The following is a 21,277-nucleotide window of genomic DNA, read 5'->3' on the forward strand; positions in this document are numbered from 1 at the left end:
GGCAACTCCCTTCAGTGAAAATCCCGGCTGCGCACGTTAATCCCATCCAGCAGCGGCGTCAGATCGGTCAGGCGCCCGGCAATCAAGTGCCGCACCTCGCCTACCGCCTCCCAGCGCCCGTCGACTTTCAAGAGGCGCGAACCGACCAACGCCTGACGCTGACGCTCGGCCAAGTCACGCCAGACCACCACATTGAGGTTGCCGAACTCATCTTCCAGGGTAACGAAGGTGACCCCGCTGGCGGTGCCCGGGCGTTGCCGGCCAGTGACCAGCCCCGCGACGCTGACGTTGCGCCCATGCGCCACCGCCATCAGCTCGAGGGAACTGCGACAGCGGCGTTTACGCAGCTCATCACGCAGCAACGCCAAGGGATGCGGGCCAAGGGTGGTGCCGACCGTGGCGTAGTCGGCCTGCAGGTCTTCGCCAACCGTTGGTGCCGGCAGCGCCACCGCCGCTTCGTCGGGGCTGGGCAGGCCAGCGAACAGCCCCAGCTGTTTATGCACCCCGGCCACTTCCCAGCGCGCCGTGTGCCGGTTGCCGGCCAACGCGCGCAAGGCGCCCGAGTCCGCCAGCAACGCCTGGGCGCGAGCATCCAGCCCGGCGCGTTCGTCCAGGTCGGCAATGTCGCTGAACGTACCGCGCTGGCGGGCCGCTTCGATGCGCCGCGCGTCCTCCTCGCGAAACCCCGAGATCATGCGCAAACCCATGCGGATCGCCGGTTGCTGGCCGTCGATGGGTTCCAGGCTGCAATCCCAGTCACTGGCCAGCACATCCACCGGGCGGATCTGCAAGCGATGCCGCCGCGCGTCCTGCAGGATCTGGTCCGGGCTGTAGAAGCCCATGGGCCAGCTGTTGATCAGTGCACAGGCAAAGGCCGCCGGCTCATGGCATTTGAGCCAGCAACTGGCGTAGGTCAGCAAGGCAAAGCTGGCCGCGTGGGACTCGGGAAAACCATAGCTGCCAAAGCCTTTGATCTGCTCGAAGATTTGCGCGGCAAATGCCTCGCTGTAACCGTTCTTGAGCATGCCGGTGCGCAGGCGCTCCTGATGCGGTTCCAGCCCGCCGTGGCGTTTCCAGGCGGCCATGGAACGGCGCAACTGGTCGGCCTCGCCGGGGCCATAGTCGGCGGCGACCATGGCGATCTGCATGACCTGTTCCTGAAACAGCGGCACGCCCAAGGTGCGTTCCAGCACCGCCTCGAGTTGCGGTGAGGGATACGTCGTCGGCTCTTCGTTATTACGCCTGCGCAAATACGGGTGCACCATCCCGCCCTGGATCGGCCCCGGCCGCACGATGGCGACCTCGATCACCAGGTCATAGAATTTTTGCGGCTTGAGCCTGGGCAGCATCGACATCTGCGCGCGCGACTCGATCTGGAACACGCCAATGGTGTCGGCCTTGCTGATCATCGCGTAGGTGGCGGCGTCTTCCTTGGGAATCGTCGCCAGCGCCAGGTCCAGGTTGCGATGCCGGCGCAGTAAATCGAAGCAGCGGCGGATCGCGCTGAGCATGCCCAGGGCCAGAATATCCACCTTGAGCAGGCCGACGGCGTCGAGGTCGTCCTTGTCCCACTGGATGATGGTGCGCTCGGCCATGGCGGCGTTTTCCACCGGCACCAGCGTGTCCAGCGGGTATTCGGAAATCACGAAACCGCCCGGGTGCTGGGACAAGTGCCGGGGGAAGCCGATCAACTGCTGCGTCAGCGTGAGCACGCGGCGCAGGAGCGGGCTTTGCGGGTCGAAGCCGCCTTCGCGCAGGCGCTCCAGGGGCGGCGCATCGTCACTCCAGCGCCCACAGCATTCGGCCAGGGCGTTGATCTGGTCCGGCGGTAAGCCGAGGGCCTTGGCCACATCGCGCACTGCGCCGGCCGCGTGGTAGCTGCTGACCACCGCCGTCAAGGCCGCCCGGGTGCGGCCGTAGCGCTGGAACACGTATTGCAGCACTTCTTCGCGGCGTTCGTGTTCAAAGTCGACGTCGATATCCGGCGGCTCGTTGCGCTCCTTAGACAGGAAGCGCTCGAACAGCATGCTCATCAGACTCGGGTTGATCTCGGTGATGCCCAAGGCAAAACACACCGCCGAGTTGGCCGCCGAGCCCCGGCCCTGGCACAGGATCGAACGGCTGCGGGCAAAGCGCACAATGTCGTGCACGGTGAGGAAATAACTTTCGTAACCCAGCTCGCTGATCAGCGCCAACTCATGGTTGATCTGCTGCAAGGTCTTGGCGTCGACACCCTCAGGCCAGCGCTGGGCAATGCCTTCTTCGGTGAGCTGGCGCAACCAGGATTTCGCGTTCTGGCCGGCGGGCACCAGCTCGCGCGGGTAGTGGTAACGCAATTGGCTGAGGTCGAACGTGCAGCGCCGTGCAATGGCCTGGGTTTCATCGAGCAAGGCCTGCGGGTACAGCGCGCCGAGGGCGTCGAGGCTGCGCAGATGCCGCTCGCCATTGGGGTGCAGGCGTGTGCCGGCGTCGGCCACCGTGACGTGATGGCGGATGGCGGTCATGGTGTCTTGCAGGGCGCGGCGTCCGCGCGCATGCATGTGCACATCGCCGCAGGCCACCGCCTTGATGTGCAGGCTGGCGGCCAGAGCCAGGCGCTGCTCCAGGTGGCGCGCATCGTTCTGGCCGCAATGCAGGTGCACCGCCAGCCACAGGCGATCGGCGAAGGTACGCCGCAGCCACTGGATCGAGGCCTGGGTGTCGCTGTCTTCGGCAACCCACAGCGCCAGCAGGCCAGGCAGAGGCTGGTCGAAGTCTTCCTGCAGCAGGCGATAACGACCTTTTTCGGCACGGCGTCGGGCCAGGGTGATCAGCCGGCACAAGTGCTGGTAGCCACTGAGGTCTTCTACCAGCAACACCAGTTTGGGGCCGTTCTCGATGCGCACCTCGCTGCCGATAATCAGCGGCATGTCCACCGCCTTCGCCGCCTGCCAGGCGCGCACGATGCCCGACAAGGTGCATTCGTCGGTGATCGCCAAGGCGCTGTAGCCCTGGCGCTTGGCGCGCTCGAACAACTCCAGCGCACTCGACGCGCCGCGCTGGAAACTGAAATTGGACAGGCAATGCAGCTCGGCGTAGCTCATGCAAACCAGCCTTGCAGCCACAACCCATCGCTTTGCCCGACGGTGCGATAGGCCCAGCCTTGCTGCCCGGCGCGGGTCTGGATCAGGTAATAGTCGCGGCGAATATCGGCGCCATCCCACCAACCGGATTCGATGCGTTCCGGGCCCATCAGAATCTGTACGCCCTGCTCGGCCAGCAAGGTCGGCTCGTGCAGCAACCAGCCCGGGCGCTGCACCTTGTTCAAGGTGGGGCACGCGCGGCTATCGGCGGCGGCTTGCCAGGCGCATTCGGGGCGGTGGTCGGCATGAAAGCGCAGGCCTTGCACAGCCTCATCGCCCAGGCGTGCGCGCAGGCGTTCGCGCAGTTGCTCCCAGGGCAACGTCTGTTGCGGGCGGTCGTCGAACAAGTCCTGGCGCTGCGGCACGAACACCGGCAGGTCCTGGGCCACCAGGCGAAAGCCGCGTACCGGCGAGGTGACTTGCACCTGCTCCAGACGGCCACGGGCCAGTTCGAACAGCATCGCCGGTTCGCGCTCGGCGCTGAGCAGGCCGACCTTGATCACGCTGTCAGGCGCCTGGGCGTGTTCCAGGTGCAGGTCGAAACGCTGCACGCCGCTGTCGCGACCGCAGAGGAAGGCCGACAGGTCACCGGTCAGGCGGCGCAACGGAAACAGTAAGGCCTGGTGGGATTGCACATCGAAATTCAGCTCGATGCGTGCATCGAACTGCTCCGGTGGCTGATAGAACGCCAGTGGCAGCGGCCGCTGCCCGCTCAGCGCATCCAGGTGCTTGAGCAAGCCGGCATCAAAGCGCCGCGCCAGCGTGTGGCGGGGCAAAGCCTGCACCTGGGCCAGCGTGCGCAGGCCCATGCGTGACAAGGCGGTGGCGGCTTGCGGGTCGAGGCCTGAACGGTCGACAGGCAGTGGCGCCAGGGCTTGGTGCAGCGCGTGATCATCGGCCACGGCCAGGCCATCGTAGATATTGGCCAGCACCCGCGCCGCCGCCGGATTGGGCGCGGCGACGATACGGTGGCGAAACCCCAACGCGGTCAGCTCGTTGCGCAACCGCGCCTCGAACTGCGGCCACGGCCCGAACAGGCCCAGGCTCGATTCGATCTCGAACAGCAAGGCGCGCGGGTAATACACACTGACCTGAGAACTAAACCGATAGGCCCAGGCCGCCAGAAACTGCTGCCAGCGCTCGATTTCTGCGGGGTCGTATTCGGCGCTGGCGAAGGTCTTGGCCAGCGCATGCGCAGCCGTCAGCGATTGCCCGGGGCGCAGGCCCAGCGCGCGGGCGGCGGCATTGACGGTTTGCAACACGCGGCGCTGCGGTGTGCCGGCCAGCAGCACCAGCGGTTGATCGGGCTCGGGATGCACACGCTGCACCCCGTCCAGCGCCAATTGCGGGAAGACAATACACACCCAGCGCATGGCAACCTCAGTGCCCCGCCAGCGCAATCGGCGCCGGATGGGCCAGCCCGCCCCGGCACTTGAGCACCCGCACTTGCGCAGGTTTTGCCTCAACGGCCAGGCGCAAGGCGGCGGGCGAGGCATTGATTGCCTCGTGTAAAGAGCGCCAGGCAAACGCCAGGGTCTGCCCGGTTTCGGCCGCCACCTGCAAACGGCGCAAGGCGCGGTCATCGGCCTTGCGCGGCCAGCACAGCACGGCGCCGCAACTGCCGGAACGCAGGCATTGTTCGACGGCCCACAAGGTATCGCGCTCCTCGGCCTGGATCACCGAAAGCTGGCGCAAATCCACCCCGGCGTTCTGCCAGGCGTGCGGGTACGGCGTGTAAGGCGGCGCGACCAGCACGATGCGCTCCCCTGCCGTTGATAAGCGCGCCAGGGTCGGCAGCACCAATTGCAACTCGCCGACCCCTTCCTTGGCCATCAGGATTTCGCTCAGGGCCGCCTCCGGCCAGCCGCCGCTGGGCAGCACCGCGTCCAGCGCCGCCAGCCCGGTGGGGTGCACGCTGGCCGGCGGCGCAACCGGCCGGCCCTTCCAGACTCGGCCGCCATTGAACAGCGAGTCCAGAGCAACGACGGCGCCCATCAGCCTTGCCTCACCAGGCCGCAGAACACCCCTTCGATGGCCAGGTCCTGATCGGGGCCTACCTCGATGGGTTGATAAGCGGGGTTACGCGGCAGCAGGCGCACATGCTCGCCATGGCGCTCGAAGCGTTTGATGGTGACCTCGCCGTCCAGACGCGCCACCACAATCTGGCCGTTCAAGGCTTCGGCGCTGCGACGTACGCCGACCAGGTCGCCGTCGAGAATGCCGTCTTCGATCATCGAATCGCCCTGCACCCGCAACAGGTAATCCGGGGTTTTCGCAAAGGTGGCGGGGTCCAGTTGCAGACGGTTGTGCACTTCGGCGTCGGCGCCAATCGGCAAACCGGCGGCGACGCGACCGAGCACGGGCACATCCAGCCATTCGGGGCGTGCCGGCTGGTTGAGCAGGCGGATGCCCCGGGCCTGGTTAGGGTTGACCTCGATGTAACCGGCTTCCGTGAGGGCCACCACGTGCTTGCGCGCAACGCTGCGGGAGGCAAAACCGAACGCCTCGGCGATCTCGGCGAGGCTGGGGGGCTGGCCTTGCTGCGCGATACGGTCGCGGATGAAGGTCAGGATGGCAGTGCGGCGGGGGGTCAGGGTCGTCATGGAGTACATTTGTACTCTTGTAGGAAATCTCTGACAATAGCCGTCAGTCGGGAGCGCTTGAGTGCCTGTCTCAGGGCAGCAACGCACCCGTACTCAGCGCAAGCCTGCCACCTGAGTCAGCCATGAACTGGCCAAGTCTCAACTATCTTTGCGCCGCGCACCGCCAGCAAGTCCCCAAACTGCAACAGCACATACTCACTCTGCGTGGGCCGCAGTGGCGCGTTCGGGGGGGATGTTTGGGCGTGTCGTTACAGGCGGTGAGCAGGCCGAGGACGGCCAGCAATAAAGCAACGCAGCGCATGGCCACCCTCTCTTTTTAGGCTGTGGAAGCTGCTTGCACACTAAGGCAGCAACGCCACGGCGCTGAGGGTTTTGGCGGACACAAAGGGGGCTTGGTGGGGCAGTCGAATGCGGGGCGTTGGCCACCCCGCATCCAGCGGTTCGCTTAGAACGCGATACCGACCTTGAAACCGTACTCGTCACGCTTGAGCTTGGTGTTGTCGGCGACATAGGAGTCGTCGTCAAGCTTGTATTCGGTACGGGTGTAGTACAGGCCCGCCATCACTGGCAGGTCGCCTTTCTGGTTCATCAGCAGGCTGACTTCAGCGTAAGGGTTGGTGCGGTCCTTGAGGTCCACGGTGTCGCTGCCCACGCCATCGACCTTGAGCTTGGCACGGCCGTCGATGGTACGACGGGCACCGGCTTCGACGCGCAGAGTCATGTCATCGAACTGGTGGTTGTAACCCAGGGCAGCTTTGGCGAACGGCGACTTGTTGGTGAGCTTGACGTCGTAGTCATTGGTGTCCGGCTCGTAGCGGGTCCAGCTGTAGCCGCCACCCACAATCACGTCGACAAAGTTGCGCGCGTCGAGCGCGGCACGCCAGCCGAGGTCCAGGTCAGCCTGGCCTTCCTTGAGTTTGTTGTCGCTCTTTTCGCCGTACTTGGCTTCGATCCCGGCCTGGTAGATAAAGCCGGATTCAGCGGTGAGCTTGTTGCCGAAGTTGTAGAACAGGCCCGCTTCAGGCATGTGGTCCTTGTCGCTGTCACTGCCGCCTTCGAGTTTGAAGTCGTTGTAGCTGCCCTGCAGACCGAAAACCGAAATCGGGCCCGTCGGTGCAGCGGCGAACACCACGGCAGGCGCAGCGACCAGCGCCAACAGCGAGGAGCCCTTGAGGAATTTTCCGAATAGCTTGGACATCGTTTTACATCTCCTTGTCTGGTGAGCAAATTATTCAGGAATCGCTTCGAACCTCGGCTTTCGCGAAAGGTTCGAATTAATTTGCGTCGATTTGGAGAAAAAACGGTTCAGCGCAGGCTCTATCTCAAGCTTCTTTGGAAGCCGCCATCACTAGGCCATTAAGGCTCTCGCGAAGAAGAGGATGCACCGGCAGGCGAATACCCAAGGTGCCATGCAGCACTGCCAGCAGCTCATCGACACTCTCGATTGCGCGCTTTTCACTGGGCTGATCCAGGCAGTGGACCGCGTAGTGGGCGTTATTCAATGTGTAGCGTTTACCCGGCGCGAGCAGCGCAGCTTTCAATTGGCCGACAAACACCGAATCCGGGTGCGTCGACACGTACCAGTTGCCGATTTCATAGTCCCTATCCGCCTGCACCTGCAGGTCAAACACATACAAGCCACGCCACTCCTCGCCCACCTTGGCCCACAGGGTGTAATCGGCGCCATTGCACGTCAGCCGATAGGGTTCGTGGGCAGTGGCCTGGGTCGCCTCGGTGTCCAGCTGCAAGGGGCTGCTCGGCACCATGCCGCCGAAGCCGACGTCGGAGACATAGCGCACGCCTTCCAGGGTGACCAGGCTCAGGCGATGGGTGCGCCCGGTGCGCGCATCTACCGGCCCGCCCATCACTACCCAGCCGGTGAGACCGCGCGCCTCGAAACCCAAATCCTGCAAGAGCGCGAGAAACAAGTGGTTCAACTCGAAGCAATACCCGCCACGCCCATCGAGCAGAACCTTTTGCTCGATGCTCGGCAAGTCGATCGGCACCGGGCAGCGCAGCAACGTCGACAGGCTTTCAAAGGCGAACGTGCACACATGGCGCAGCTGCAATTGCTGCAGGGTTTGCAGGGTCGGCGGCGGCGGCGTGTCGTAGCCCAGGCGTTGCAGATAAAGCTGGCGATGAGTCAAGCGGGGCATGGCGCGATCCTTGAGCGCGGGGCGAAGCGCTCACTATGCAGGGCCAGTGTGCGACTTGTCATTTTGACTGAACCTTTTTGAACACTCACCGATCCATCTATAACAAGACAGGGAGGCAACATGAGTACCGCAAAAATCTACACCATTAATTACCAGCTGCACGGCCAACCGAAGTCCTTTGTGGTGCGCGCGGAGGTGATGAACAACGCCGAGGCGTGGCATTGGGCAGCGGTGGATGCCGACATCGCCCATGTCAGCCGCATTGGGCGTGTGGGTCACGAACAGGTGAAAAAAACCACCCGGCCCTGGGCGGAAAAGTTCGGTATTACCGACGTCACCTGGGTGCCGCCCAAATAAGCAAAAGCCCCGCAATGGCGGGGCTTTTTGTGTTTCTTTAGTTAGTTTTCAAGTCGCCCAGCGGATCATAGGGCGGCTTTTTTTCGGCTGTTTTTCCTTGTCCAACGGCGCGATCGCAGGGCCGATGGGGTCGACTTGCGGGTCGGCTACATCCGGGGAATCCGGGTCAAAACCCAGCTCGTCCTTGCCACTGCCATGCTCGTCTGAACGCGGGCCTTTCGGGGGATTACTCACGGCGATCTCCTGGTTTTAAAGCGGGCGGGCTTTGTCGTGAAGGTGTTCGAGGTCTTGCTCGACCTGTTCCACATCGTCGTCCTGGCGCTGCGCCGGGTCGTTGGGGCGTAACGCATCGTTGTCGCGCTCCTCTTCACCGGGTGTGCGATCAGGGTCAGGGGTGCCGGGCGGCGGCTGTTTGTATTCGGGCATGATGGTTTACCTCACGGGGGCTACACAGATGTAGAGAAACCGCGGCAAGCCATCGTTCAACTTGATTGCGCAAAGCATGCGAAGATGCCACCCCGCCCCTCTTGAGACCAGACCCGGATGTTCGAGCTCAAACCCTGCGACCCCGCCACCTTCCGCCAGCAGACCCGCCGCAGCACCCTGATCATTGCCGTGCTGTTCGTGGCCCTGGCAATGCTGCTGTCGAGCCTGGCGGTCATGCTGTTCGGTGAACCTGGCGGTGACAACTTTCGCTTCAATGTCGGCGGTGTGTTTGCCGGGGTGCTGATCACCGTCGCGTTGGTGCGCGGGCCGTTCTGGACCCAGCCCTGGCTCGCGCCGGCGGTGTATGGCTGGCAGCTCAAGCGCAGTTTGATGAGCGTCACCAACGTGATGCACAAGGTCACCGAAGGCGTGCAAGCCAACGACCCGACGGCGATCAAGCTGCTGCGTTTTTACCACTTGGGGCTTACGCAGATGCATGCGCTGGACGCCAACTCCAGTGCCCAGGCGCAATTGCTCGGCGAGATCGACGCCCACCAGGCGAAGATGCAGGCACTGGGCATCGACACCGAGCAAACCCGCCTGGACCCCGCATGGCTGGACAGCCTTAAAAGCCTCTAAGCCAGCACGCCGATGCGCTGTTCATCCAGCCCCCGCACGAAAGCTTCTTGGAGGGACACACACACCCTCACCGCGTCAGTTGGAAACCTGGGTGCGCCAGCAAAATACCGCGCTCACCGCGATGGCCGCGCCCGCCAGGCCGAACACCCACGGCGCTGACGCCACCGGCAGCAACAGGCCCGCCAGCAACGGCCCGAGGCCCGCGCCGACATCGCGCCACACCGCATTCGAGGCCAGTGCCGAGACGCGCATCGAGCCCGGGTTGCGCTCGGCCACCAGGGTGGTCACCAGCGGCAGTTGCAGCGCGCGCAGCACCAATACCGCCGCCGCGCCGACGATCACCCAATAACTGCCGAACGCCGTCAGGGCCAGAGCACTCAAGAATGAAAACAGCAACAGCATCGACGTGGCGCCAAAGCGCTGCGCCGCCCGGCCGCCCAGGGGGCTCAGGAGCATTTCCGAGGCATACCGCAAGGCCATCAAGCCGCCGGCGATCAGCACCGCATCGCCGCCGAGAATCTTTTGTGCCTGGATCGACAGGCCAAAAATAAACAGCCCGTCCAGCGCCACGCCCTCGATAAACGACCAGGTCGCCACACTGTCGGGCCACTTGAAGCGCCGCCCGGTGCTGTGCAAATCATGCCCGGCGGTGGGCAAGCCACGCGCCACCCACAAGCCCGCCAGGCAGCAGCCGGCAAGCATCACAAAGATCGGACGTGGGCCGGCCCATAAGGTCAACCAGCCACCCAGCGGCAGCGCCAGCATCGGCCCGAGGGCGATCATCGCGCGTGAACGCCCCGCGCGGCGGGCTGCGCCAGCGGGCTCGGACGTTGCCAACACTTGGGTCGACAGGTTCAACGCGGCAAAACACAGGCCCCAGATCAGCCGCAGGCCCAGCAGCGCAGCGAACCCTGACAGCAGCGAGTTGCCCAGGGCGCACACCGTCGCCGCGCCGGCAGCAATCATGCACGTCAGCCGGTCACCGTTGCGCGCATAGAAATTGAGCACATGCCGATAGCCAAAAATCCGCACCAGGCGGTTGGCTGCCAACAACACCCCGGCCTGCGCCAGCGTGATGCCAAAGGCCTGGGACTCCATCGGCAACAGCAAGTACAGCAACACGTCGCTGGGCAGGCATAACGCGAGGGTCAGCGCGGCGCGTCGGGACGTGGTATCGGCAGTGCGTTGGGCCAGGCTGGACATAAATCTGAAACATCCTGAAATATTCAGGCCGCCACGTTAGCCTTCCCATGGCGGACTTTACAACGCCCAATCACGCCTTTTTCCCATAGGGCAACAAACGCAAACCGCTGGCCACACTGCCCACCAACGCAAACACGCACCCCAACCACAGCGCGTATTGCGGGCCACTGCCCAGGGACAGGTGAAAACACAACGCCACCAATGACGCCCCCAGCGTTTGCCCCAGCAGCCGCGAGATCGCCACGATGCCGCTGGCCCCGCCGCTGCGGGCCAAGGGTGCGCTGGTCATGATCGCCTTGAGGTTGGGCGATTGAAAAAAGCCAAACCCGGCGCCGCACAGCGCCATGCGCCAGCCGATATCAAAGGCCGACGCGCCGCTGCCCAGGGTGGCCAGCGCCGCCATCCCCGCACTGAGCAGCAACAGGCCGATGCCGCACAACACGCCCAGCGACACACGGTCTGCCAGGCGCCCTGCGACCAGGGCCATGACCGCAACAACGGCCGGCCACGGCGTCATCAGAAAACCGGTTTCCACCTGGCTATGACCAAGCACCGTCTGCAACAGAAACGGCAATGACACAAATGCCAGGCCCTGGGCGCTGAACGCACAGATCGCCGTAAGGGAAGACAGCGCAAACACCGGGCGCTTGAACAGATCCAGGGCCAGCATCGGCGCCGGGTGTCCGGCCTGGCGGCGTAACAGTAACGCACCGCAGACCAGCGCCACGGCGATCAGGCCCAGGGTCAATGCGCCCTGAACGCCGTGCACCGCCGTGCCCAGGCCAAGCACCAGCAAGGCGAACAACCCGGCACACAGCAGCGCGGCGAGGCGGTCGAACGCGTGACCGGTCATGGGCAGTGTCGGCAATGACCGCAGGCCCAGCCCCAGGGCCAAAAGGCCCAACGGCACGTTGATCAGGTACAGCCAGTGCCAGCTGGCCACCGACAGAATCGCCGACGCGGCAGTCGGCCCGAGGGTGAACGCCAGCCCCACCACCAGCGAGTTATAGCCAAGGCCGCGCCCGAGCATTTTTGCCGGGTAGATATGCCGCAGCAACGCGGTATTCACGCTCATGACCGCTGCCGCGCCCAGGCCTTGCGCCACACGCGCGGCCGTCAGGGTCAGTAACGACCCGGCCAGCCCGCACAACAGCGACGAGACAATAAACAACAGCAACCCACCGAGGTATACCCGACGGTGCCCCCACACATCACTCAACGAAGCGAATGGCAGCACCGTGGCGATAATCGCCAGTTGGTAGGCGTTGACCACCCAGATCACCGAGGCCGAGTCGGTGCCGATGCCTTCGGCCAATGTGGGCAGCGCGGTGTTGACGATGGCCGTGTCGAGGGTCGCCATGCCGATCCCCAAAGAAAGGGCGATCACGGCCGGCAGGCGTTTATTGAAGGGCAACCCATCGGCAACAGAAGACATGAACAATCCGGCGCTGGTAACAAAGGCCCCTAGAGTACGGGCAGATGCGGATTTTTTCAGTGGCCAATTGCCTGGCTGTCAGAGTTTTCATGTTTACCACCGCCTCGTGGCGAGCGGGCTTGCCCCGCGTTGGAGTGCGAAGCGCTCCCCCTCCAGTCGCCGCGGTGTACCTGACAAACCCGGTCGGCAGCCTTTGGGGCCGCTTCGCAGCCCAACGCGGGGCAAGCCCGCTCGCCACAGGTTATTCACTCGCCACAGCCCCCACTATCAACTCACCGCCCAACCAACCGGCCTGGACCACGCCTGCTTCCTCGCCCAGGCGCGCCACCAAAAATTCACACAACCGGGCACAACGGCCGTCGCCCTGCACATGCAGCAAAGCGTCAAGCTCCAACGCCTGCACCTGCCGCAAGCGCGAGGTGAACTGGCGCCGCCATACACGTCGGGGTTATGCGGGAACACCGTCTTCAACGTCGCGGTGCCTGACCGCCAGCGCCGGCTGGTGAACAGCGTTAACGCCAGGCGTGTATCCGCTCTGTGTCGCAAACACGACAGAACGTCATGCCGGTGTATCAAGGTGGTGCGCGGATACACAGCGATACACAGTGAATAATTAACCGCCAGATAGACGCCAAATTATTCGGCATCCCGAACGACACAATTAGAAATATTCGCCTTTCCGAACGAAGCCCTTCAGGTGACCTCGATGACCCTAAAAATCACCATAAATTTCATGCGGTTGTTGTCATCTTTGTTACATGCCAACTGGCATACATTCTGCTTTATCCCTGTTTCTGGTAATAAAATGTTTCAGCTTTGAGACAGTCTCATCAACTGAAACACAATCCGTGGCACGCCAATAAAAACGACAACGCCCCAAAGGAGGGCGACCTTTTCGACTTTTTGATCGACATCAACTTTCCAAGACTGCTGCTGCACATCTGTACCCAAAAGGGCGAATGGCCTGATCGCCAATAACAAGCCTGACTATAAAAAGGACGAATTGATGAGCTCGAGCAAGAACCACGCAGTGTCCTTCATGGACGCAGAACCCCTGGCCCCGGCGTGCGCCGAAAGCGCCCTTGGTTTTGGCCCCTTCCTGTTACTCGCACGCCAGCACGTATTGCTGCGAAACGGTGAGCCCGTCACCTTGGGCAGCCGCGCCCTGTGTTTGCTGATTGCCCTGGCCACCCGCGCCGGCGAACTGCTGGAGAAAGCCGAGCTGATCTCGTTCGCCTGGCCCAAGGTGGTGGTGGAGGAATGCAACCTGCGCGCGCAGATCGTCGCGCTGCGCCGAGCCTTGGGCGACGATGGCAACTTCAGCTATATCGTCACGGTGCCGGGCCGCGGCTATCGCTTCGTGGCGCCGGTGACCGTGCAGGCGGCCGGTGAAGACCATCTGCCGGTGCCCCACGCGCGCGTCCATGAGCCCTCTGTCGCGCCGCCGTCCTGCGAGGTGATTGGCCGCGATGAGTTGGTCGACAGCCTTGCCGACCAGGTGCTGACCCAGCGGTTCTTGACCATCACCGGCCCTGGCGGCATCGGCAAAACCACCGTCGCCATGGCCGTGGCCCATCAATTAGCCAACGAACTCAAGCTGGACACCTGCTTCGTCGACCTGGCGCCGGCCACCAGCGGGCAATGGGTCACCGGCATGCTCGCCAGCGCCCTGGGCATCCAGACCGTCAGCGACGAGCCATTGCGCAGCATCGCCGCCACCCTGGCCGACCGCCGCCTGTTGCTGGTACTGGACAACTGCGAACACGTGTTGCCGGCCACCGCCGATGCCGTGGAAACCCTCTTGCGCAGTGCCCCTCAATGCTACGTGCTGACCACCAGCCGCGAGCCGCTGCGCGCCGAGGGCGAGCGCGTGCACGACCTGGCGCCGCTGCAAGTGCCCGACGAACACAGGACACTCAGCGCCGTCGAAGCCCTGAAATGGTCCGGCGTGCGCCTGTTTGTGGAGCGCGTGCGCGCCCTCGACCCCGACTTTGTTTTCAACGACGCCGACGTGGCGGCCGTCAGCGCCATCTGCCGCAAGCTCGACAGCAACGCGCTGGCCATCGAAATAGCGGCCGCGCGGGTACGCACCTTTGGCATCCAGGACCTGGTCGGCCTGCTGGACGGCAGCTTCCGCCTGCAAATGACCGGCCGGCGCACCGCCCTCGCCCGCCATCGCTCACTGAGCGCGACCCTGGACTGGACCTATTCGATGCTCAGCGGCGACGAGCAGGCGATGCTGCGCCAACTGGCGGTCTTCACCGGCTCCTTCACCCTTGATGCCGTCAAGGCCATGACTGCCAGCAGCGCCCTCGGCCCGCGCAATGCTCTGCCCTTGCTCGAAAGCCTGATGGACAAGTCACTGCTGCTCGCCGGCGAATCGCAGTTGCTCAAACGTTATCGCCTGCTGGAGACCACCCGCGCCTATGCCCTGGAAAAGCTCGCCGAACAGGGCGAAACCAACGCCACCGCCGAACGCCATGCGCGCTATGCCCTTGGGGTGTTGCAGGAAGCCGGGCAGACCCTGGATGGCCTGTCACCGCAAACCTGGGTCGCGCTGTATGGCCCCGAGATCAACACGGTGCGCTCGGCACTCGACTGGGCCTACTCAACGACCGGCAACCTGCCATTGGGGATTGAACTGACGTTGGGCGGCGTACCGTTATGGCTGCGCCTGTCGCTGGTCAGTGAATGCCGCAGCTGGGTTGACCTGGGCCTGGCCAGCGACGCCAGCACCCCGTTGCCGGCGCGCCAACGCATGCTGCTGAACACCGCGCTGGCCAGCGCGCTGATGCTCACCGACGGCACGGGCGGCCCGTTGCGGGAAGCGTGGCGCCAGGTGCGCGAGGACGGCCGCGAACTCGGCGATGCCGAGCACAAACTTCGCGCGCTGTGGGGGCTCTGGGGTGACCGTTGCGCGTGTAACCAGTACGCCGAAGCGCTGGAGTTGGCCGAGCGCTACATTGCGTTGAACAACAGCGGGAACCAGCAACTGCTGGGCAAACGCATGCGGGCGGTGGTGCTGTTTCACATGGGCGACCTGGCGGGCGCCCGACAAAATATCGACGAAGCCCTGGGTTCACCGTCGGCCCCGCGCTCGCACATCATCGACGCGCTGTTTGATCAGCGCATCGCCGCACGCTGCCTCAAGGCGAAAGTGCAACTGATGGAAGGCGACGTCGACCCGGCCCTGCGGCTGATCGGCACCTGCGTCGATGAAGCTGTGTCACTCGATCACCCGGCGACCCTCTGGTACACCCTGTGCCTGGGGGCGATCCCTCTGGCGCTGCTGGCGTCCAACCTGCCGAAAATGCGTTATTACCTGGGCCTGCTGCAAGACAGCACCACCCGCCAGGACTTGCATATCTGGCGGCAATTTCGCCTGTGTTTCGAGAGCATCCTGCTGATCCGCCAGGGCTCGCCGGAAGAAGGCGTGCCGCAACTAGGCCAAGCCCTGCAGCACCTGCAGGGCCAGGGCGATGGTCAGCTCTACAGCCTGTTTCGTTGTGAATACGCTTTGGGGTTGGCGCGCCTGGGCCTGGAAAAACTCGCGCTGGAGGTGTTGGAGGAGACGCTGCAATTGGCTATCGGCCGCCATGAGCGCTGGTTTGTGCCGCAGATGCTGCGGATCAAGGCCCAACTGACACTGCGCCAAGGCAACTACGGGTCGGTGGACAAGGCCACGGTGCTGCTGCGCCAGGCGTGGGTGGATGCACAGCTGGCCGGTGCGCACTTCTGGCGGGCGCAGATTGCCACGGACCTGGCGCGGTTGCAGGAGCCCAAGTCACGCATTGCTTCTCTGCCCAGGTTTCAGCATCGCTGAGGGCATAGCCGGTATTTGGGTGATGGCCGCTTTGGGTTGCGCCCTTACGGCGGGTCACTTTGGAAAGCCCAAAGTAACCAAAGGGCTCTTGCCCCACCACTCGGCACCTCGCCTAGGCTCGGTGTGCCCTCACGCAGGCTTTGCAGCGTGGTTTAACGGGGCGCCTAAGATCAAAATCAAAAGCAAAGCACGGCGGCCTGACAGCCGACCTGATCCTTGAAGCTAAACCCAATTCAATGTGGGAGCTGGCTTGCCTGCGATGGCATCAACCCGGTGTACCTGACAGACCGAGTTGTCTGCATCGCAGGCAAGCCAGCTCCCACAGAAGAGCAAAAGCAGTGCAGTGGTGAAGGCTGAACTCGGTCAACTTGTGGGAGCGGGCTTGCTCGCGAAGGCGGTGTGCCAGTGACACATGCGCTGACTGAACCACCGCATTCGCGAGCAAGCCCGCTCCCACATTTGGATCTCTGTGCTTCAGATAGAAATGTGTTGCTGTGCTTTTGATCCGCTTTTGTTTCTACCACTCAGTGCTTTGCTTTTGATTTTGATCTGACAGGCCCCGTCAACCACGACATCATCTGGCGCGTGGGCGACGGGTATGGCGGTGAGTATCACGATGTAGACAAGCCCTGAGGCATGTCGGATGAGGCCCCCATCGGATGGAGGCCCATTCGCAGGGTGCATTCAGTTGGTGTCGAAACCCAACTGGCGGTACAGCGTTTTCATGTCGTAGTAATCGGTGCATTCGACAATCTTGTTGGCCTCGATCCTGATCACGCAGGTGCCGTCGACATTGATCTTGCGGTGAGTCGCCTGATAGCCGAACAGCTCGCCCTCATGGGTGCCCGTCATATGCCACTGGATCGTCCCGCCGCGCTCGCCAAGGCTGATCAAGTCGCGGATAACCTCGAAATCGGGCAATGCCTTTCTGATCAGGTCGAAAAAGTCGCCCAGCGCCGGGCGCCCTCGCATGATTTGCCCTGCGGCCTTGTCTTCATAGACGGTCGCCTCGGAAAAGATCGCGAGAAACCGCTCTTTGTCGGCGGTAGACCAGCTGTCGGCCCACTCCTGGATCAATGCACGGTGTTGATCTGTCATGGTGAATCTCCTGGGAAAGTTGGAACAGTGCAGTGCCACCCAATTGGTTGACGCCTGCGTCCATCGCCCGTGACAGATACACCTTCAGCTCCTGCTGAGCAGATACTCCCTCCGTACCAAAGCGCCAGACAAGCGTAGTCCGCGCGACGATTAAATCAACCGCGCCGCGACCAGCCAATCCGCTACCGCCTGGAACGAAGCATCCGGCACCGGATCACCGGGCACAGTCTTGCGCGCGATCTCAGCCGCCAGGTTCTTGTCCGGCGCGTGCGGAATACCCAGGTCGTAAGCCTCCTGCAACATCAGCAACGCCTCCTCCGGTGAGGCCCGGCACACGATCACCGGCACTGGCGTCTCACCGCGCACATAACGCACGCCAATCACCCAACCATCGGTGGTGCCGATCATCATCGACGCCCTGCCCAGCCCCAGCTTGGTCGCCAACGCCTGCATTTCATTGCGCTGGCGCCGCCGCTCGCTCTTGATCAGCGGGTCGCCGTCGATGTCCTTGCGTTCGCGCTTGGTTTCGCTGCGGGTCATTTTCATGTCGCGACCGAACAGCCAGCGCTGCATGATCACGTCCACCGCACCGACCAGGATGAACGCGCACAACACGGTGAACACCAGCGGCTTGAGCACTAGGAAAAACGTCGATTCCATGCACTCCGCGCCACAGCGTGACGACTCCATCAGCGCCTGCAATGCATGCTTGCCGATCACATAAAACGCGATCGCCAGCACATGCACCTTGATCAGCCCCTTGATGAACTCCACCAGGTTGCGCAAGGCAAAAATTTTCTTCAAACCCTCGGCCGGGTTGATGCGTTTGAACTCGGGCTTGATCGGGTCCACCGAGAACACAAAGCCGCGCATGGTGATGATATTGGTCAGGATCACCACGCCGGTGGTCACCGCCATCACCGGCAAGGTAATACCGATGACCAGTTGCTCGGCATGGTCGAGCACCCGCGGCCATACCGTGGCGAAGGGCTCGATGTAGATTTGCGCGGTGAGGTCGATCAGCGCCGTGACCTGGGCCTTGGCACGCGGCGCCAGGATCGAGATGCACAGCGTGCAAAACAGGATGACCATGCCCGACACCAGGTCCTGGCTCTTGGCGACCTGGCCTTTCTGGCGTGCGTCTTTGAGCTTCTTGTCCGTGGCCGGCTGGGATTTTTCTTCGCTGGTATCGGCCATCGGCTACTCCATACCGGCCAGGGTCTTGAGCAATTCGACAGTGCCGCGAAATTCCGCCAATTGGTCGAGCATCAACGGAATCAGAAAGCCGATGTAGATCACCATCAGGATCGAGAAAAACAGGTTTTTCACCGGCAGCGACAAGTCGAACATATGCAGGTTCGGCGCCATCCGCGACAGGTAGGCAAGCATCAGGTCGGTGATCAGCAACGAGATCAGCAAGGGCGAAACCATCAGCACGCCGACGCGCATGATCTGGTCGAGAATCGACAGCACCGCCAGCAACGCCGAGCTGGCAAACACCGGCGTGAATGAAGTCACCGGCCATAACTGGTAGCTGTGGTAATAGCCGTCGACCATCAGGATAAAGCCGCCGGACATGAAGAACAGCGTGATCAACATCACCGTGAGCAAGGTCGCCATCACTCTGGATTCACCGGATGACAACGGGTCCACCAGCTGCGCCATGGTCGAGCCGCGTTGCAGGTCGATCAACTCGCCCGCCACTTCCGCGGCCCAGAACGGAATGCCGAACAACAGGCCGATGAGGATGCCGATCAGGAACTCCTTGATCAGCAACCCGGCGATGAACACGCTGCCGTGCTCGGGCATTCGGGTCAGCGCGTCGAACACCGGAAAGAACATCGGGATCGAAATGGCCACCGCCACACAGCCGCGAATCATGCCGGTCAGGCCCAGGCGGTTGAACGCCGGGGTGATCACCACCACCCCCATGGCGCGGCAGGCGGCCAGCGAGGCGGCGCTGATCACCGGGTAGGCAACCTCCAGAAACTGCGCGGTAAGGCTGGCATCCATGGGCGGTCAGCGCGTCCACAGCGGGAAGTTATCCAGCACCTGGCTGCCCAGCTCCGCGACTTGGCCTGCGAGTACCGGGCCGAGAAACACGATGGTCAACAGCACCGCCACCAGCTTTACCACCTGCGGCAAGGTCTGGTCCTGAATCTGCGTCAGCGCCTGGAACAGTCCCACGCTCAAGCCCACGATAATCGCCACGCCCAGCGCCGGTGCCGAGAGCATCAGCACGGTCATCAGTGCCTGTTTCATCAATGACAGGAAAACGTCCTGGCCCATGGGTCGTGCCTCAGCCGTAACTCAGAATCAAACCGTGCATCAAGCGCGACCAGCCACTCAGTGACACGAATAAAAAGATCTTCAGCGGGATCGAAATCAGGTTCGGCGAGACCATCGACATGCCCATCGCCATCAGCACGTTGGACACCAGCAAGTCCACCACCAGGAACGGGATGTAGAGCAGAAAGCCGATCTCGAAGGCGCGGGTCAGCTCTGAGCTGACAAACGCCGGAATCAGCACCACCAGGTCATCGTCGCGCAGGTCGGCGCGGGCTTCCGGTGACCAGATGGTCTCGGTGGCCTGCACAAAAAAACCGCGCTCGGACTCATTCGCAAAACGCTTCAAATGCGCCTGCAGCGGCGGGCGCAGCGCATCGCCCAAGTCCTTGAGTTGCTCGACATGCTCGATATTGAGGTCGCGCCCCTCGACCTGGCGGTACATGTCGCCAATCAACGGCGTGGTCACGTACACCGACAGAATCAGCGCGATGCCGTACAGCACCAGGTTAGGCGGCGTCTGCTGCACCCCAAGGGCGTTGCGGATCAGGAACAGCACCACCGAAATCTTCATGAACCCGGTGAGCGTGACCACTGCCAACGGGATCAGCCCGATCGTCGCAACGACCAGGATGATCTCGATCAGGTTCGGCTGATAACCGGTCATGGGGTGGCAAAACTCAGCAAGCGCACGCCCAGGCCGTCACCGATTTTTACCAGTTGGCCCTGGCCGACCCGACGCCCGTTGACCATCAGGTCAACGCTATCCACGCCCGGCGTGTTGAGCTGCAACAGGCTGCCCGCACCCAGTTCTCGCAATTGCGCCAGGGTCAGTTCCAGGCTACCGACCTGGCACACCAGTTTGAGCGGCAAGTCATCCAGGGCCGCAGCGGCATCAACATCAGTCATTGTGTTCTCCATGTGCAAAGGGGGTGCTTGTAGTTCTTCCTGCAACCGCAATTCGTCACCCTGGTATTGGCAGCGGGCCTGCAAGCGCCCGTCCAGGTCGAGCAACAAGCCCGAGCCCTGCTCCAGCATCAGCACATCGCCGGGCCGCAGGCTGCGCAATTCGCCCAGGGTCAGCCACTGCCGCCCGGCCACCACCGCCAGGGTCTGGCGCAGGGCGGGCAGCGGGTCGGGTTCGATCTGGCCGTATTGCGCCAGCAGCTGCGCCACCAGCACGGCAGCGCCTTCGCTCAGGTCCAGTTGCGCGCTCATGGCCGGCTGGTTGCCAAAGGTCAATTCGAGCGCCAGGTGCACGGCATACGCGCGCTGATCGTCAGTGGCCTCGACTAACTGCACCGGGTGGCCGAGCACCGGTTCCAGGGTCTCGATCAGGTCGAGCACCGCCAGTTCCAGCAGCAACGAGCGTGGCAACGATGGCAGCAATTGCGCATCGAACTGCAACGCCAGCGGCACCAGTACTTGCTCCAGCGCGGCCGACGACAGACGCAGGCGCACCGGGGCGCGACCCAGCAGCAAAAACACATCGCGCGAATTGCCCAGGCCTTGTACTTGGGCGGCCCAGCTCACGCGCAACGCTTGCCCGGCGCATCGGCCCTGCCAGGCGCGACGGCGACGGTGCAACTGGTTATGCAGCGCCAACAGCGCCGGGTCGTACTGCGTCAGCCAGGGTGCCAATGGGCCGGCAAGGGCGGTGATCATGTGCCGGTGCCTTCTTCGCGCAACTCACCGACACGGCGTTCATCACTTTCACGCCCTTGCAGCAGGCTTTGCCAGGCTTCGGACTGGCGTTGACGGCTCAGGCGTTCCTGGCGAAACAGGTCACGCTCGCGCTCCTGGCTTTGCAGGGTGGTGGACACGTGGCGTACGTCGTTCTCGAGCAACTGCTGGTCATCCGACAGGCCGCGCAAACGCTCCTGAGCCGCCTGCCAGCTGGCCACCGACAGGCCCTCAGTCAAGGCTGCATAAACCTGACGGGCTTCCTCCGCAATCGCTTCACGGTGCAGGCGCAGTTGCTCCTTGGCGTCGGTCAACACGTCGTGGGTCTGCGCGCAGCGTTGCTGTTGGGCGGCCAGTTGGTTGGCGGCGCGTTGTTCACGCAGCACCCGCAGGGTTTGCAGGGTGCGCAGTTGGTCGGTTTTCATTGGGGTTGCTCCTTTCTGATG

At 63.2% G+C, this 21,277-nt stretch carries 19 protein-coding genes and 3 pseudogenes; 3 read left to right on the top strand and 19 right to left on the bottom strand.

The window, feature by feature from the left end; genetic code table 11:
- Nucleotides 1-11: 11 nt before the first annotated feature.
- From ABWL43_RS17395 to ABWL43_RS17425, 7 genes and pseudogenes are all read right to left on the bottom strand, one after another.
- A complete protein-coding gene (locus tag ABWL43_RS17395; RefSeq protein ID WP_404483283.1) occupies nt 12-3,104 on the bottom strand; it encodes an error-prone DNA polymerase in 3,093 nt (1,030 codons plus the stop codon).
- Nucleotides 3,080-4,495 (bottom strand): DNA polymerase Y family protein, encoded by a 1,416-nt coding sequence (locus tag ABWL43_RS17400; RefSeq protein WP_262207387.1) that lies wholly within the window; start codon nt 4,493-4,495, stop codon nt 3,080-3,082. Before ABWL43_RS17400 ends, ABWL43_RS17395 begins: the two co-directional genes overlap by 25 nt.
- A 7-nt stretch (nt 4,496-4,502) precedes the next feature.
- Complete coding sequence (gene imuA / locus ABWL43_RS17405; protein ID WP_106579903.1) at nt 4,503-5,117, bottom strand: translesion DNA synthesis-associated protein ImuA; 615 nt, start codon at nt 5,115-5,117, stop codon at nt 4,503-4,505.
- Entirely contained in the window at nt 5,117-5,734 is a 618-nt protein-coding gene (gene lexA / locus ABWL43_RS17410; RefSeq protein WP_106579904.1) for a transcriptional repressor LexA, read from the bottom strand. The genes imuA and lexA overlap by 1 nt, the downstream gene beginning before the upstream one ends.
- Before the next feature lie 107 nt (nt 5,735-5,841).
- Nucleotides 5,842-5,940 (bottom strand): annotated as a pseudogene (locus ABWL43_RS17415) (hypothetical protein); the annotation flags it as partial.
- Nucleotides 5,941-6,170: 230 nt separating this feature from the next.
- Complete coding sequence (locus ABWL43_RS17420) at nt 6,171-6,923, bottom strand: outer membrane beta-barrel protein (protein WP_145166135.1); 753 nt, start codon at nt 6,921-6,923, stop codon at nt 6,171-6,173.
- A 124-nt stretch (nt 6,924-7,047) separates the two neighbouring features.
- Nucleotides 7,048-7,881, bottom strand: coding sequence for an arylamine N-acetyltransferase (locus ABWL43_RS17425; RefSeq protein ID WP_404483286.1), 834 nt, complete (start codon nt 7,879-7,881; stop codon nt 7,048-7,050).
- A 120-nt stretch (nt 7,882-8,001) separates the two neighbouring features.
- Here ABWL43_RS17425 and ABWL43_RS17430 point away from each other — a divergent pair, with 120 nt between their 5' ends.
- On the top strand, nt 8,002-8,238 hold the full coding sequence (locus ABWL43_RS17430; RefSeq protein ID WP_106579910.1) for a DUF6555 family protein: 237 nt from the start codon (nt 8,002-8,004) through the stop codon (nt 8,236-8,238).
- Between the two features lie 37 nt (nt 8,239-8,275).
- On the opposite strand, the pseudogene ABWL43_RS17435 reads toward ABWL43_RS17430, so the two are convergent.
- A pseudogene (locus ABWL43_RS17435) lies at nt 8,276-8,472 on the bottom strand (DUF6021 family protein).
- Between the two features lie 15 nt (nt 8,473-8,487).
- A complete protein-coding gene (locus ABWL43_RS17440; RefSeq protein WP_178119767.1) occupies nt 8,488-8,664 on the bottom strand; it encodes a hypothetical protein in 177 nt (58 codons plus the stop codon).
- Between the two features lie 117 nt (nt 8,665-8,781).
- Here ABWL43_RS17440 and ABWL43_RS17445 point away from each other — a divergent pair, with 117 nt between their 5' ends.
- Nucleotides 8,782-9,303 (top strand): DUF3087 domain-containing protein, encoded by a 522-nt coding sequence (locus ABWL43_RS17445; RefSeq protein WP_404483289.1) that lies wholly within the window; start codon nt 8,782-8,784, stop codon nt 9,301-9,303.
- Nucleotides 9,304-9,378: 75 nt separating this feature from the next.
- Here the strand turns inward: ABWL43_RS17445 and ABWL43_RS17450 are convergent, their stop codons facing one another.
- From ABWL43_RS17450 to ABWL43_RS17460, 3 genes and pseudogenes are all read right to left on the bottom strand, one after another.
- A complete protein-coding gene (locus tag ABWL43_RS17450) occupies nt 9,379-10,506 on the bottom strand; it encodes an MFS transporter (protein ID WP_106579913.1) in 1,128 nt (375 codons plus the stop codon).
- 70 nt (nt 10,507-10,576) lie between these two features.
- Nucleotides 10,577-11,941 carry an MFS transporter gene (locus ABWL43_RS17455; protein ID WP_404483291.1) on the bottom strand — a complete coding sequence of 455 codons (1,365 nt, stop codon included), beginning with the start codon at nt 11,939-11,941 and terminating at the stop codon, nt 10,577-10,579.
- Nucleotides 11,942-12,182: 241 nt separating this feature from the next.
- Nucleotides 12,183-12,380, bottom strand: a pseudogene (locus ABWL43_RS17460) (DUF2063 domain-containing protein); the annotation flags it as partial.
- A gap of 567 nt (nt 12,381-12,947) precedes the next feature.
- On the opposite strand from ABWL43_RS17460, the gene ABWL43_RS17465 reads away from it, so the two are divergent.
- Nucleotides 12,948-15,764, top strand: coding sequence for an ATP-binding protein (locus ABWL43_RS17465; protein ID WP_404483293.1), 2,817 nt, complete (start codon nt 12,948-12,950; stop codon nt 15,762-15,764).
- A gap of 684 nt (nt 15,765-16,448) precedes the next feature.
- Here the strand turns inward: ABWL43_RS17465 and ABWL43_RS17470 are convergent.
- From ABWL43_RS17470 to ABWL43_RS17500, 7 genes are all read right to left on the bottom strand, one after another.
- The gene (locus tag ABWL43_RS17470; protein ID WP_145164102.1) at nt 16,449-16,862 is read right to left on the bottom strand and encodes an ester cyclase; all 414 of its coding nucleotides are present in this window, start codon (nt 16,860-16,862) and stop codon (nt 16,449-16,451) included.
- A 150-nt stretch (nt 16,863-17,012) separates the two neighbouring features.
- Nucleotides 17,013-18,059: an EscU/YscU/HrcU family type III secretion system export apparatus switch protein gene (locus ABWL43_RS17475; protein ID WP_262207680.1), complete on the bottom strand. Its 1,047-nt coding sequence runs from the start codon at nt 18,057-18,059 to the stop codon at nt 17,013-17,015.
- Between the two features lie 3 nt (nt 18,060-18,062).
- Complete coding sequence (gene sctT / locus ABWL43_RS17480; protein ID WP_404483295.1) at nt 18,063-18,875, bottom strand: type III secretion system export apparatus subunit SctT; 813 nt, start codon at nt 18,873-18,875, stop codon at nt 18,063-18,065.
- A gap of 6 nt (nt 18,876-18,881) precedes the next feature.
- Nucleotides 18,882-19,151 carry a type III secretion system export apparatus subunit SctS gene (gene sctS, locus ABWL43_RS17485; protein WP_003208314.1) on the bottom strand — a complete coding sequence of 90 codons (270 nt, stop codon included), beginning with the start codon at nt 19,149-19,151 and terminating at the stop codon, nt 18,882-18,884.
- 10 nt (nt 19,152-19,161) lie between these two features.
- Nucleotides 19,162-19,815, bottom strand: coding sequence for a type III secretion system export apparatus subunit SctR (sctR, locus tag ABWL43_RS17490; RefSeq protein ID WP_017137580.1), 654 nt, complete (start codon nt 19,813-19,815; stop codon nt 19,162-19,164).
- Nucleotides 19,812-20,813: a type III secretion system cytoplasmic ring protein SctQ gene (sctQ, locus tag ABWL43_RS17495; RefSeq protein WP_404483298.1), complete on the bottom strand. Its 1,002-nt coding sequence runs from the start codon at nt 20,811-20,813 to the stop codon at nt 19,812-19,814. The genes sctR and sctQ overlap by 4 nt, the downstream gene beginning before the upstream one ends.
- On the bottom strand, nt 20,810-21,256 hold the full coding sequence (locus tag ABWL43_RS17500; RefSeq protein ID WP_145164095.1) for a hypothetical protein: 447 nt from the start codon (nt 21,254-21,256) through the stop codon (nt 20,810-20,812). The genes sctQ and ABWL43_RS17500 overlap by 4 nt, the downstream gene beginning before the upstream one ends.
- Nucleotides 21,257-21,277: the final 21 nt, after the last annotated feature.

The sequence above is a fragment of the Pseudomonas sp. HT11 genome (genome assembly GCF_044875395.1).
Classification (GTDB): Bacteria; Pseudomonadota; Gammaproteobacteria; order Pseudomonadales; family Pseudomonadaceae; genus Aquipseudomonas.